Raw genomic sequence first — 12,921 nt, 5'->3', positions numbered from 1 at the left:
CCGGCATCGGCGACGCCATCAGCAACATCTCCGCGGTCGCCGACTGGGAGCTGTCCCACCGGGTCAACGGCGAGAAGATCGACGGTCTGGCCGCCGCCATGGCCCGCCAGGCCGGCGAGGCGGTGCTCCGCCACCCCGGCGGCGCGAGCGACGACGACTTCCTCCAGGTCCTGGCCGAGGCGCTGGTCCTCACCGGCATCGCCATGTCGGTCTCCGGCGACTCCCGCCCCTCCTCCGGCGCCTGCCACGAGATCAACCACGCGTTCGACCTGCTCTTCCCGCAGCGGGCCGCGGCCCACGGCGAGCAGGTCGGCATCGGCGCCGCCTTCGCGATGTATCTGCGCGGGGCGCACGAGGAGTCGGCGAACATGGCCGCGGTGCTGCGCCGCCACGGGCTGCCGGTGCGGCCGGAGGAGATCGGCTTCACGGTCGACGAGTTCGTCCGGGCCGTCGAGTTCGCCCCGGAGACCCGCCCCGGCCGCTACACCATCCTCGAACACCTCGACCTGAAGACCGACCAGATCAAGGACATCTACGCCGACTATGTCAAGGCCATCGGTAGCTGAACTCCGTCCGGTCGTGCACCCCGAAGGGGTCAAGGACCGGCGCAGCGGTGAGCACTGGATGGGACGCCTCTACATGCGCGAGGTGTCCCTGCGGGTCGACCGCTACCTGGTGGACACCAGGGTCACCCCCAACCAGCTCACGTACCTGATGACCGTCTGCGGTGTCCTCGCGGCGCCCGCCCTGCTGGTGCCTGGGATCTGGGGCGCCGTGCTCGGCGTGGTCATGGTCCAGCTGTACCTGCTGCTGGACTGCGTCGACGGCGAGATCGCCCGCTGGCGCAAGCAGTTCTCGCTCGGCGGGGTCTACCTCGACCGGGTCGGCGCCTACCTGTGCGACGCGGCCGTGCTGGTCGGACTCGGTCTGCGCGCCGCCGACCTGTGGGGCTCCGGGCGGATCGACTGGCTGTGGGCCTTCCTCGGCACCCTCGCCGCGCTCGGCGCGATCCTGGTGAAGGCCGAGACCGACCTGGTCGGCGTCGCCCGCCACCAGGGCGGGCTGCCCCCGGTGAAGGAGGCCGCCGCCGAGCCGCGCTCCTCCGGCATGGCGCTGGCCCGCAAGGCTGCCGCCGCGCTGAAGTTCCACCGCCTGATCCTCGGCATCGAGGCGTCCCTGCTGATCCTGGTCCTGGCGATCGCCGACCAGATCCACGGCGACCTGTTCTTCACCCGCGTCGGCACCGCCGTCCTGGCCGGCATCGCGATGCTGCAGACCGTGCTGCACCTGGTGTCGATCCTCGCGTCGAGCAGGCTGAGGTGAGCGCCTTGAAGGTCGGGGCCGTCATCATCACCATGGGCAACCGCCCCGACGAGCTGCGCGCCCTGCTCGACTCGGTCGCCAAGCAGGAGGGCGACCCGGTCGAGGTCGTCGTCGTCGGCAACGGCTCGCCCGTGCCCGACGTCCCCGAAGGGGTGCGCACCGTCGAGCTGCCGGAGAACCTCGGCATCCCCGGCGGGCGCAACGCCGGCATCGAGGCCTTCGGCCCGGCCGGACGCGACGTGGACATCCTGATGTTCCTCGACGACGACGGGCTGCTCGCCGGCCACGACACCGCCGAGCTGTGCCGTGAGGCGTTCGCCGCCGACCCGCGTCTGGGCATCATCAGCTTCCGCATCGCCGACCCCGAGACCGGCGTCACCCAGCGCCGCCATGTGCCCCGGCTGCGCGCCTCCGACCCGCTGCGCTCCTCGCGGGTGACCACCTTCCTCGGCGGCGCCAACGCGGTGCGCACCCAGGTCTTCGCCGAGGTCGGCCTGCTGCCGGAGGACTTCTTCTACGCCCACGAGGAGACCGACCTCGCCTGGCGGGCGCTCGACGCCGGCTGGCACATCGACTACCGCGCCGACATGGTGCTCCACCACCCGACCACGGCGCCCTCGCGGCACGCGGTCTACCACCGCATGATCGCCCGCAACCGGGTCTGGCTGGCCCGCCGCAACCTCCCCGCACCGCTGGTCCCGGTCTATCTGGGCGCCTGGGTGCTGCTCACCCTTGTGCGCCGTCCCACACGCGCTGCGCTCAAGGCGTGGTTCGGCGGATTCCGGGAAGGGTGGACCACACCCTGCGGCCCGCGCCGGCCCATGAAGTGGCGTACGGTGTGGCGGCTGACCCGACTGGGCCGGCCCCCGGTGATCTGACAAGCTCGTATCCGGGAACATCCCGGGGCCGCACCTCGGTTCCCCGGCTCATGCCAAGGCCGATCAAGGCCGCGCATCTCGAGGACGAAAGTTTTCCACCAGTGAGTGAGACAACGCACGACGGCACGGTCGCGGTGAGCGCGCCCGTGTCGCCCGACGAGGGCCTGACGGCGGCCGAGCTCGCCGCCAAGTACGGGCTGTCGGTCAGCGGTGCCCGGCCGTCCCTCATCGAGTACGTCCGTCAGCTCTGGGGCCGGCGCCACTTCATCATGGCCTTCTCCCAGGCGAAGCTGACCGCCCAGTACAGCCAGGCGAAGCTCGGCCAGCTGTGGCAGGTGGCGACGCCGCTGCTGAACGCGGCCGTGTACTTCTTCATCTTCGGTCTGCTGCTGGACGCCAAGCGGGGCATCCCGAGCGACGTGTATGTGCCGTTCCTGGTGACCGGCGTCTTCGTGTTCACCTTCACCCAGAGCTCGGTGCTGGCCGGTGTGCGGGCCATATCCGGCAACCTGGGCCTGGTGCGGGCCCTGCACTTCCCGCGGGCCTCGCTGCCCATCTCGTTCTCGCTGCAGCAGCTCCAGCAGCTGCTGTTCTCCATGGTCGTGCTGGTCGCCGTGATGCTGGCGTTCGGCAGCTACCCCGACTGGTCCTGGCTGCTGATCGTGCCGGCGCTGCTGCTGCAGTTCGTCTTCAACACCGGCCTCGCGCTGATCTTCGCCCGCATGGGCAGCAAGACCCCCGACCTGGCCCAGCTGATGCCGTTCGTGCTGCGCACCTGGATGTACGCCTCGGGCGTGATGTTCAGCATCCCGGCGATGCTCGCCGACAAGAACGTCCCCGGCTGGCTGCCGGACCTGCTCCAGTGGAACCCCGCCGCGGTCTACATGGACCTGGTCCGCTTCGCCATGATCGACGAGTACGACTCCACCTACCTGCCCCCGCACATCTGGGCGGTCGGCATCGGCTGGGCGCTGCTGATCGGCGTGGCGGGCTTCATCTACTTCTGGAAGGCGGAGGAGAGGTACGGCCGTGGCTGAGGAGAACGCCGGCAAGAAGGCCGGGCGCGTCCCCACCGTCATCGCGGACGACCTGCACATCGTCTACCGCGTGAACGCCGGCCGGTCCGGCAAGGGCAGCGCCACCGCCGCGCTCAGCCGCATCCTGCGGCGGGGCAAGGACGACGAGGCGCGGGGCGTGCGCAAGGTGCACGCGGTGCGCGGGGTCTCCTTCGTCGCCTACCGCGGCGAGGCGATCGGGCTGATCGGCTCCAACGGCTCCGGCAAGTCCACCCTGCTGCGCGCCATCGCCGGGCTGCTCCCGGCCGAGCGCGGCAAGGTCTACACCGACGGCCAGCCCTCCCTGCTGGGCGTCAACGCCGCCCTGATGAACGACCTGACCGGCGAGCGCAACGTGATACTGGGCGGGCTCGCGATGGGCATGTCCCGCGAGGAGATCAAGGCGCGCTACCAGGAGATCGTCGACTTCTCGGGGATCAACGAGAAGGGCGACTTCATCACCCTGCCGATGCGCACCTACTCCTCCGGCATGGCGGCCCGCCTGCGCTTCTCCATCGCCGCCGCCAAGGACCACGACGTCCTGATGATCGACGAAGCACTGGCCACGGGCGACCGCAAGTTCCAGAAGCGCTCGGAAGCCCGCATCCGCGAGCTGCGCAAGCAGGCCGGCACGGTGTTCCTGGTCAGCCACAACAACAAATCGATCCGGGACACCTGCGACCGGGTGCTGTGGCTGGAGCGCGGCGAGCTGCGCATGGACGGGCCGACCGACGAGGTGCTCAAGGAGTACGAGAAGTTCACCGCCAAGTGACCCGATGAACCCCAGCGGGCCCCGCCGGAGACGCTCCGCGGGGCCCGGCATGTGCAAAGAAGACGCCAACTCCTGCTTCCCGCAGGAAGCTTGACGCCAATCGGTGTGTTGTTGTGATGTGCGGTTCACCCCGGCGGTCGGTTTCGCGTTGTACAACGTAAGCTGTACCGGTGCCTAAAGGCGGCAATCAGGGCCATAATGCGCGACACGTCCGGAGCGGCCACCGGGCGGAAGTCCCGGCGGCGTGTCCGAAATAGTGTGTCTTGGGTCGGCGGTGTAGAACGGGAGATGTGACGGCAATGGCTACGGAAACTCCCCAGGTGAACGCCGCATGCGCCGTCCCCGCCCCGGGCAGCCCACGATGACGCCGCCCGGCACGGCGCGTGCCGCCGGCCCCGAGCGCGCCACTCTCGACAAGGCCGCCGCGGAGAACTTCCCCGTGGCGCCGTTCTTCCTGCCCAGAGCCTGGCGGGCCGACCTGATGGCCGTCTACGGCTTCGCCCGGCTGGTCGACGACATCGGCGACGGCGACCTCGCCCCCGGCGGCGTCGACGCCGCCCTCCTCGGCGTCTCACCCGAACAGGCGCACGACCGGCTGCTCCTTCTGGACGCCTTCGAGGCCGACCTGCGCCGGGTCTTCGACGGCACCCCCCGCCACCCCCTGCTGCGCCGCCTCCAGCCGACCGTGCGGCGGCGCGCCCTGACCCCCGGGCCCTTCCTCGCGCTGATCGCCGCGAACCGGCAGGACCAACTCGTCACGCGCTACGAGACCTACGACGACCTGCTCGCCTACTGCGAGCTGTCCGCCAACCCCGTCGGCCGTCTCGTCCTCGCCGTCACCGGCACCGCGAGCCCCGAGCGCGTCCGCCGCTCCGACGCCGTGTGCACCGCCCTGCAGATCGTCGAGCACCTCCAGGACGTGGCGGAGGACCTCGGCCGCGACCGGATCTATCTGCCCGCCGAGGACATGAAGCGCTTCCACGTCCAGGAGGCGGATCTCGCCGCCCCCACCGCCGGCGCCTCGCTGCGGGCCCTGATCGCCTTCGAGGCGGAGCGCGCCCGGGCGCTGCTGCGCGAGGGCGACCCGCTCGTGAGCAGCGTCCCGGGCAGACTCAGGCTGCTGCTCGCCGGGTTCGTGGCGGGAGGAAGGGCGGCGCTGGACGCGATCGCCGCCGCCGAATTCGACGTACTTCCCGGCCCGCCCCGGCCCGGCAAGCTGATGCTGCTGCGCGAGGCGGGCGTGACCCTGCGAGGAGAGGGGTGATCCGGACCGTGGAGTCGGAACCGCACGCGTCCGCACCGGTACTCGCCGCCTACCGCTACTGCGAGGCCGTCACCGGGCAGCAGGCCCGCAACTTCGCCTACGGCATCCGGCTGCTGCCCACGCCCAAGCGGCGCGCGATGTCGGCGCTGTACGCCTTCTCCCGGCGCGTCGACGACATCGGCGACGGCGCGCTGGCCGGCGACGTCAAGCTCGCACGGCTCGAGGAGACCCGTGCCCTGCTCGCCCGGATCCGCGCCGGAGCCGTCGAGGAGGACGACACCGACCCGGTGGCCGTCGCCCTGGCGCACGCCGCCCGGCACTTCCCGATCCCCCTCGGCGGGCTCGACGAGCTCATCGACGGCGTGCAGATGGACGTGCGCGGCGAGACCTACGAGACCTGGGACGACCTGAAGGTCTACTGCCGCTGTGTGGCCGGCGCCATCGGCCGTCTCTCCCTCGGCGTGTTCGGCACCGAACCGGGGGCGCGCGGCGCCGAACGCGCGCCCGAGTACGCCGACACGCTCGGCCTCGCACTCCAGCTCACCAACATCCTCCGGGACATCCGGGAGGACGCCGAGGGCGGCCGCACCTACCTTCCCGCGGACGACCTCGCGAAATTTGGCTGCTCGGCCGGGTTCCGCGGGCCACGGCCACCGGAGGGCTCCGACTTCGCGGGCCTCGTGCACTTCGAAGTGCGTCGGGCCCGCGCCCTTTTCGCCGAGGGCTACCGCCTGCTTCCCTTGCTGGACCGGCGCAGCGGCGCCTGCGTCGCCGCCATGGCCGGTATCTACCGCCGCCTCCTCGACCGCATCGAACGCGACCCGGAGGCGGTGCTGCGCGGCCGGGTCTCGCTGCCCGGGCGCGAGAAGGCGTACGTCGCCGTGCGCGGGCTGTCCGGCCTGGACACCCGGCACGTGACCCGGCGGACCGTCAGGAGGCGCGCCTGATGGACACAGCGGACACCCCGGTCCCCGCCGACGACCCCGACGACGAGCGGTGGGCAACCCTCCGCGGCAGGGGTGCGTCCCAGACTGAGACGGCAGGTCGTTCATGCTTCACGCACACCGGCCGTCGGGGGGAGGGCGCACGATGACCCGTGTCACGCGGCCCGAGGTCCGGTTCGCCGGCACCGCGGACGGACGGCACGCCGTCGTGGTCGGCGGCGGGCTGGCCGGCATCACCGCCGCGCTCGCGCTCGCCGACGCGGGCGTGCGCGTCACCCTGCTCGAAGGCCGGCCCAGACTCGGCGGACTCGCCTTCTCCTTCCGGCGCGACGGACTCACCGTCGACAACGGCCAGCACGTCTACCTGCGCTGCTGCACCGCCTACCGCTGGTTCCTCGACCGCATCGGGGGAGCGGAGCTGGCACCGCTGCAGAACCGTCTCGACGTGCCCGTGGTCGACGTCCGCAGGCCCGAGGGACGCAGACTCGGCCGGCTGCGGCGCGACCCGCTGCCCGTGCCGCTGCATCTGAGCCGCAGCCTCGCCACCTACCCGCACCTCACGCTCGCCGACCGGGCCAGAGCAATCCGGGCCGCGCTCGCGCTCCAGCGGCTCGACCTCGCCGATCCGGCGCTGGACACGCAGGACTTCGCCGGCTGGCTGGCCGCGCACGGCCAGTCGCCGCGCGCCGTGGAGGCCCTGTGGGACCTGGTCGGGACCGCCACCCTCAACGCGAGGGCCGCCGACGCCTCCCTGGCGCTCGCCGCGATGGTGTTCAAGACCGGCCTGCTGTCCGAGCCGGGCGCCGCCGACATCGGCTGGGCGCGCGTCCCGCTGGGCGAACTGCACGACCGGCTGGCCCGCAAGGCGCTCGACTCCGCTGGCGTGCGCACCGAGGTCCGAACACGCGTCACCTCCGTCTCTGCCGATGGAAACGGCGGATGGAGCGTCCGGGTTCCCGGCGAGACGCTCGACGCCGACGCCGTCGTCCTCGCCGTCCCCCAGCGCGAGACGCACGACCTGCTGCCCGCGGGAGCCCTCGACGCCCCCGAACGGCTGCTGGACATCGGCACCGCGCCCATCGTCAACGTGCATGTCGTCTACGACCGCACGGTGCTCGCCCGGCCCTTCCTGGCCGCGCTCGGCACCCCCGTCCAGTGGGTGTTCGACCGCACCGAGGCCTCCGGCCTGACCCGGGGCCAGTACCTGGCGCTGTCGCAGTCCGTGGCGTACGACGACATCGACGCGCCGGTGGCCGCGCTGCGCGAGCGCTATCTGCCCGAGCTGCACCGGCTGCTGCCGCGCACCCGCGACGCCCGGGTCGAGGACTTCTTCGTCACCCGCGAACGCACCGCCACGTTCGCCCCCGCACCGGGCGTCGGGCGGCTGCGCCCCGGCGCCCGCACCAAAGCCCCCGGCCTGTACCTGGCCGGAGCGTGGACCGCCACCGGGTGGCCCGCGACCATGGAGAGTGCGGTCCGCAGCGGCGTCGGCGCGGCGGACGCCGCGCTGCGCGCCCTGGGCCGGCCCCGCCCGAGGCACCTCTTCGCGATCGAGGAGGCGGCCTGATGCCCGATCAGCAGCCCGGCGCGGCAGACCCCCGCACCCCCGGTACCGCTACAAGAGGAGAGACTGTGCCCACTGTGCCCCCGGCCCCGAAGGCCGACCGGAGGACCGCGGTGGACGTGTCCGCGCTGCTGGAGCGCGGCCGGACCCTGGCCACGCCGGTGCTGCGGGCGGCCGTAGACCGTCTGGCCCCGCCCATGGACACCGTCGCCGCCTATCACTTCGGCTGGATCGACGCCCACGGCAGGCCCGCGGACGGCGACGGCGGCAAGGCCGTGCGCCCCGCCCTCGCCGTGCTGTCCGCCGAGGTCACCGGCGCACGCCCGGAGACCGGCATCCCCGGCGCGGTGGCCGTCGAACTGGTCCACAACTTCTCCCTGCTGCACGACGACCTGATGGACGGCGACGAACAGCGCCGGCACCGCGACACCGTCTGGAAGGTGCACGGCCCCGCCCAGGCCATCCTGGTCGGCGACGCCCTGTTCGCCCTGGCCAACGAGGTGCTGCTGGAGCTCGGCACGGTGGAGGCCGGCCGCGCCACCCGCCGCCTGACCAGCGCCACCCGCGCGCTGATCGACGGTCAGGCCCAGGACATCTCCTACGAGCACCGCGACCGCGTCAGCGTCGAGGAGTGCCTGGAGATGGAGGGCAACAAGACCGGCGCCCTGCTCGCCTGCGCCAGCTCCATCGGCGCCGTGCTCGGCGGCGCCGACGACCGCACCGCCGACGCGCTGGAGAAGTACGGCTACCACCTCGGCCTCGCCTTCCAGGCCGTCGACGACCTCCTCGGCATCTGGGGCGACCCGGAGGCCACCGGCAAGCAGACCTGGAGCGACCTGCGCCAGCGCAAGAAGTCCCTCCCCGTCGTCGCCGCCCTGGCGGCCGACGGACCCGCCGCCGAGAAGCTCGGCGAGCTGCTCGCCGCCGACGCCGAGAGCAGCGACGTCGAGAGCTTCTCCGAGGAGGAGTTCGCGGCCCGCGCCGCGCTCATCGAGCAGGCGGGCGGCCGCGAGTGGACCGCCGAGGAGGCACGCCGTCAGCACACCATCGCCATCGAGGCCCTCGACGCCGTGGACATGCCCGAGCAGGTGCGGGAACGGTTCACTGCGCTCGCGGACTTCGTCGTCGTACGAAAGAGATGATCACTATCGGTCGAATAGCCCTCGCGTAGTCGCCGGCCGGTGGTGAGGGGAGCGAGCCACCGGCCGACGGCGGACCCACAGCAGACGCACGACTTGCAGGACTGCACGAAGGGGAAGCCATGACAGCGACGACCGACGGAAGCACCGGGGCGGCCCTGCCGCCCCGAGTGGCCGCGGCCAACGACACCGACACCGAGACCCCCCAGGCGGCCGGGGCAGCCGAGGCAGCCGCCCGCGCCATGCGGCGCGCCACCGACTTCCTGCTCTCCCGCCAGTCCGACGAGGGCTGGTGGAAGGGCGACCTCGAGACCAACGTCACCATGGACGCCGAGGACCTGCTGCTGCGTCAGTTCCTCGGCATCCGCGACGAGGACACCACGCACGCAGCCGCCCTGTTCATCCGCGGCGAGCAGCGCGAGGACGGCACCTGGGCCACCTTCCACGGCGGTCCCGGCGACCTCTCCACCACCATCGAGGCGTATGTCGCGCTGCGCCTGGCCGGGGACGCGCCCGACGCCCCGCACATGGCGAAGGCCGCCGCCTGGATCCGCGAGCGGGGCGGCATCGCCGCCTCCCGCGTCTTCACCCGGATCTGGCTGGCCCTGTTCGGCTGGTGGAAGTGGGAGGACCTGCCCGAACTCCCGCCCGAGCTGATCTGGTTCCCCACCTGGGTGCCGCTGAACATCTACGACTTCGCCTGCTGGGCCCGGCAGACCATCGTCCCGCTGACGATCGTCTCCGCCAAGCGGCCGGTACGGCCCGCGCCGTTCCCGCTCGACGAACTGCACACCGACCCCGCCGACCCCAACCCGCCGAGGCCGCTCGCCCCGGCCAACACCTGGGACGGCGTCTTCCAGCGGCTCGACAAGGCGCTGCACTCCGCGCGCCGCGTGGTGCCGCGCAGGCTGCGCCGGGCGGCCATGAACACCGCCGCCCGCTGGATCATCGAACGCCAGGAGAACGACGGCTGCTGGGGCGGCATCCAGCCGCCGGCCGTCTACTCGGTCATCGCCCTGCACCTGCTCGGCTACGACCTCAACCACCCGGTGATGCGGGAGGGCCTCGCGTCCCTGGACCGGTTCGCCGTGTGGCGCGAGGACGGGGCCCGGATGATCGAGGCCTGCCAGTCCCCGGTGTGGGACACCTGCCTCGCCACCATCGCCCTCGCCGACGCCGGCCTGCCCCCCGACCACCCCCAGCTGGTCAAGGCCGCCGACTGGATGCTCGGCGAGCAGATCGTCCGCCCCGGCGACTGGTCGGTGCGCCGGCCCCATCTCCCGCCGGGCGGCTGGGCGTTCGAGTTCCACAACGACAACTACCCCGACATCGACGACACCGCCGAGGTGATCCTCGCGCTGCGCCGCGTCAAGCACCACGACCCCGAACGGGTCGACAACGCCATCGCCCGCGGCGTGCGCTGGAACCTCGGCATGCAGTCGAGGAACGGCGCCTGGGGCGCGTTCGACGTCGACAACACCAGCCCGTTCCCCAACCGGCTGCCGTTCTGCGACTTCGGCGAGGTCATCGACCCGCCCTCCGCCGACGTCACCGCGCACGTGGTGGAGATGCTCGCCGCCGAGGGCCTCGCCCACGACCCGCGCACCCGGCGCGGGGTGCGCTGGCTGCTCGCCGAGCAGGAGCCCGACGGATCGTGGTTCGGACGCTGGGGCGTCAACTACATCTACGGCACCGGCTCCGTCGTCCCCGCACTCACCGCGGCCGGCATCCCCGGCTCGCATCCGGCGATCCGGCGGGCCGTGGCCTGGCTGGAGTCGGTGCAGAACGACGACGGCGGCTGGGGCGAGGACCTGCGCTCCTACCAGGACGCCCGCACGTGGTCCGGCCGGGGCGCCTCCACCGCCTCCCAGACGGCCTGGGCGCTGATGGCACTGCTCGCCGCCGGGGAACGCGAGTCCAAGGCCGTGGAACGCGGCATCGAGTGGCTGGCCGCCACCCAGCGCGAGGACGGCTCCTGGGACGAGCCCTACTTCACCGGCACCGGCTTCCCCTGGGACTTCTCCATCAACTACCACCTCTACCGGCAGGTCTTCCCGCTCACCGCACTCGGCCGGTACGTCAACGGAGACCCCTTCGCGAAGAAGCCGGCCGCGCGGGAGGGCGCCGCCGGGGAACACCGGCTCGCCGAGGCGAAGGGAAGCTGATGACCACCCCGCCCGCCCCCGCTCCGCTGCTGATCGCCTGTGCGCTCAGCATCGAGCAGTTCGCCCTGCGGGTGAGCGAGCGCGGCGGCGCGGGCGGGCCGGTCACCGTGCTGCGCACCGGGATGGGGCCGGCGGCGGCAGAGCGGGCCGTCACCCGAGTGCTCGCCGGCCCCGCCCTGCGCGACGCCGCGGTGCTCGCCACCGGCTTCTGCGCGGGGCTCGCCCCCGGTATGCACCCCGGTGACCTGGTGGTCGCCGAGGAGACCCGCGACCCGCGCGGCAGCGTGCCCTGCGTGGGGACCGAGCTGCTGGTGAAGGAGCTGGTGCGCGCCGTGCCCGGGCGCACCGTCCACACCGGGCCGCTCACCGGGTCCGACCATGTGGTGCGCGGTCACGAACGGTCCGATCTGCTGGCGACCGGCTCGATCGCGGCCGACATGGAATCGGCGGCCACCCTGCTGACCGCCGTGCGCGCGGGAGCGCGCCCGGTTGCGGCCGTCCGGGTGGTCGTGGACGCTCCAGAACATGAACTGGTCCGGATCGGCACGGTGCTCGGTGGAATATCGGCTTTCCGTGTTCTTCGTTCCGTACTCCCGGCTTTCTACGAATGGCACCGTTCCTTGCTGCTCCCCAGGAGGTGAGCCAGATGGCCATGCCGCTGCGCCAGTCCATCAAGGTCGCTACTTACTTGGCCGAACAGAAGCTCCGCCGGAGGGACAAGTTTCCGCTCATCGTCGAGCTGGAACCGCTCTTCGCCTGCAATCTCAAGTGCGAGGGGTGCGGCAAGATCCAGCACCCGGCCGGTGTGCTGAAGCAGCGCATGCCGGTCGCCCAGGCCGTCGGGGCGGTGCTGGAGTCCGGGGCCCCGATGGTGTCCATCGCCGGCGGTGAGCCGTTGATGCACCCTCAGATCGACGAGATCGTACGCCAGTTGGTGGCCCGCAAGAAGTACGTCTTCCTGTGCACCAACGCGATGCTGCTGCGCAAGAAGATGGACAAGTTCACCCCGTCCCGGTACTTCGCGTTCGCGGTGCACATCGACGGGCTGCGGGAGCGGCACGACGAGTCGGTCGCCAAGGAGGGCGTGTTCGACGAGGCGGTGGCGGCCATCAAGGAGGCCAAGCGGCGGGGCTTCCGCGTCACCACCAACTCCACCTTCTTCAACACCGACACCCCGCAGACCGTCATCGAGGTGCTCAACTACCTCAACGACGACCTCCAGGTCGACGAGATGATGATCTCGCCCGCCTACGCCTACGAGAAGGCCCCCGACCAGGAGCACTTCCTCGGGGTGGAGCAGACCCGGGAGCTGTTCAAGAAGGCCTTCGCGAACGGCAACCGCCGCCGCTGGCGGCTGAACCACTCACCGCTGTTCCTCGACTTCCTCGAGGGCAAGGTCGACTTCCCGTGCACCGCCTGGGCCATCCCCAACTACTCCCTCTTCGGCTGGCAGCGCCCCTGCTATCTGATGGCCGACGGCTATGTGCCGACGTACCGGGAACTGATCGAGGACACCGACTGGGACCGCTACGGCCGCGGCAAGGACCCGCGCTGCGCCAACTGCATGGCCCACTGCGGCTACGAACCGACCGCCGTGCTCGCCACCATGGGGTCCCTGAAGGAGTCGCTGCGCGCGATGCGCGAAACCGTCTCCGGAAGCACCGGCCACGCGAATCCCTCCTCCGCCGCCAAGGGGTGACGAGATGACCGCTGTCTCGCTCGGTATGCCGTCCGTCCCGGCCAAGCTCGCCGAGCGCCGGAAGAGCCGGCAGATCCAGGTCGGGCCCGTGGCGGTCGGTGGGGACGCCCCCGTCTCG

At 71.9% G+C, this 12,921-nt stretch carries 13 protein-coding genes; all 13 read left to right on the top strand.

Features of this window, described 5'->3' with window-relative positions:
- The coding region (locus tag ABD198_RS29230; protein WP_344007502.1) for a dehydroquinate synthase/iron-containing alcohol dehydrogenase family protein at positions 1-566 on the top strand (566 nt) is incomplete at its 5' end.
- 13 nt (positions 567-579) lie between these two features.
- Complete coding sequence (locus tag ABD198_RS29225; protein WP_344007500.1) at positions 580-1,323, top strand: CDP-alcohol phosphatidyltransferase family protein; 744 nt, start codon at positions 580-582, stop codon at positions 1,321-1,323.
- Positions 1,324-1,355: 32 nt separating this feature from the next.
- A complete protein-coding gene (locus ABD198_RS29220) occupies positions 1,356-2,201 on the top strand; it encodes a glycosyltransferase family 2 protein (protein WP_425580589.1) in 846 nt (281 codons plus the stop codon).
- A 101-nt stretch (positions 2,202-2,302) separates the two neighbouring features.
- Complete coding sequence (locus ABD198_RS29215; RefSeq protein WP_344007496.1) at positions 2,303-3,238, top strand: ABC transporter permease; 936 nt, start codon at positions 2,303-2,305, stop codon at positions 3,236-3,238.
- Entirely contained in the window at positions 3,231-4,028 is a 798-nt protein-coding gene (locus ABD198_RS29210; RefSeq protein ID WP_344007494.1) for an ABC transporter ATP-binding protein, read from the top strand. The genes ABD198_RS29215 and ABD198_RS29210 overlap by 8 nt, the downstream gene beginning before the upstream one ends.
- Positions 4,029-4,389: 361 nt before the next feature.
- Positions 4,390-5,292 (top strand): squalene synthase HpnC, encoded by a 903-nt coding sequence (gene hpnC / locus ABD198_RS29205; protein WP_344007506.1) that lies wholly within the window; start codon positions 4,390-4,392, stop codon positions 5,290-5,292.
- Positions 5,289-6,239: a presqualene diphosphate synthase HpnD gene (gene hpnD, locus ABD198_RS29200; protein WP_344007492.1), complete on the top strand. Its 951-nt coding sequence runs from the start codon at positions 5,289-5,291 to the stop codon at positions 6,237-6,239. The genes hpnC and hpnD overlap by 4 nt, the downstream gene beginning before the upstream one ends.
- Entirely contained in the window at positions 6,239-6,385 is a 147-nt protein-coding gene (locus ABD198_RS30870; protein WP_425580588.1) for a DUF6380 family protein, read from the top strand. The genes hpnD and ABD198_RS30870 overlap by 1 nt, the downstream gene beginning before the upstream one ends.
- Complete coding sequence (hpnE, locus tag ABD198_RS29195; RefSeq protein WP_344007490.1) at positions 6,382-7,803, top strand: hydroxysqualene dehydroxylase HpnE; 1,422 nt, start codon at positions 6,382-6,384, stop codon at positions 7,801-7,803. The genes ABD198_RS30870 and hpnE overlap by 4 nt, the downstream gene beginning before the upstream one ends.
- Positions 7,804-7,877: 74 nt before the next feature.
- Complete coding sequence (locus ABD198_RS29190; protein WP_344007504.1) at positions 7,878-8,942, top strand: polyprenyl synthetase family protein; 1,065 nt, start codon at positions 7,878-7,880, stop codon at positions 8,940-8,942.
- A 119-nt stretch (positions 8,943-9,061) separates the two neighbouring features.
- Positions 9,062-11,104 carry a squalene--hopene cyclase gene (shc, locus tag ABD198_RS29185; RefSeq protein WP_344007488.1) on the top strand — a complete coding sequence of 681 codons (2,043 nt, stop codon included), beginning with the start codon at positions 9,062-9,064 and terminating at the stop codon, positions 11,102-11,104.
- Positions 11,104-11,745, top strand: a complete 642-nt coding sequence (locus tag ABD198_RS29180) for a phosphorylase family protein (protein WP_344007486.1) — start codon at positions 11,104-11,106, stop codon at positions 11,743-11,745. The genes shc and ABD198_RS29180 overlap by 1 nt, the downstream gene beginning before the upstream one ends.
- A gap of 5 nt (positions 11,746-11,750) precedes the next feature.
- Positions 11,751-12,803: an adenosyl-hopene transferase HpnH gene (gene hpnH / locus ABD198_RS29175; protein WP_344007484.1), complete on the top strand. Its 1,053-nt coding sequence runs from the start codon at positions 11,751-11,753 to the stop codon at positions 12,801-12,803.
- Positions 12,804-12,921: the final 118 nt, after the last annotated feature.

Source organism: Streptomyces thermocarboxydovorans (assembly GCF_039524635.1).
In the GTDB taxonomy this organism is placed as follows: domain Bacteria; phylum Actinomycetota; class Actinomycetes; order Streptomycetales; family Streptomycetaceae; genus Streptomyces; species Streptomyces thermocarboxydovorans.
This window is presented reverse-complemented; position numbering and strand designations above follow the sequence as displayed.

Coding starts and splice junctions, on each gene's coding strand:
- hpnC (WP_344007506.1), top strand. CDS start 4,390: ATGACGCCGCCCGGCACGGCGCGTGCCGCCGGCCCCGAGCGCGCCACT.
- ABD198_RS29180 (WP_344007486.1), top strand. CDS start 11,104: ATGACCACCCCGCCCGCCCCCGCTCCGCTGCTGATCGCCTGTGCGCTC.
- shc (WP_344007488.1), top strand. CDS start 9,062: ATGACAGCGACGACCGACGGAAGCACCGGGGCGGCCCTGCCGCCCCGA.
- ABD198_RS29220 (WP_425580589.1), top strand. CDS start 1,356: ATGGGCAACCGCCCCGACGAGCTGCGCGCCCTGCTCGACTCGGTCGCC.
- hpnH (WP_344007484.1), top strand. CDS start 11,751: ATGGCCATGCCGCTGCGCCAGTCCATCAAGGTCGCTACTTACTTGGCC.
- hpnE (WP_344007490.1), top strand. CDS start 6,382: ATGACCCGTGTCACGCGGCCCGAGGTCCGGTTCGCCGGCACCGCGGAC.
- ABD198_RS30870 (WP_425580588.1), top strand. CDS start 6,239: ATGGACACAGCGGACACCCCGGTCCCCGCCGACGACCCCGACGACGAG.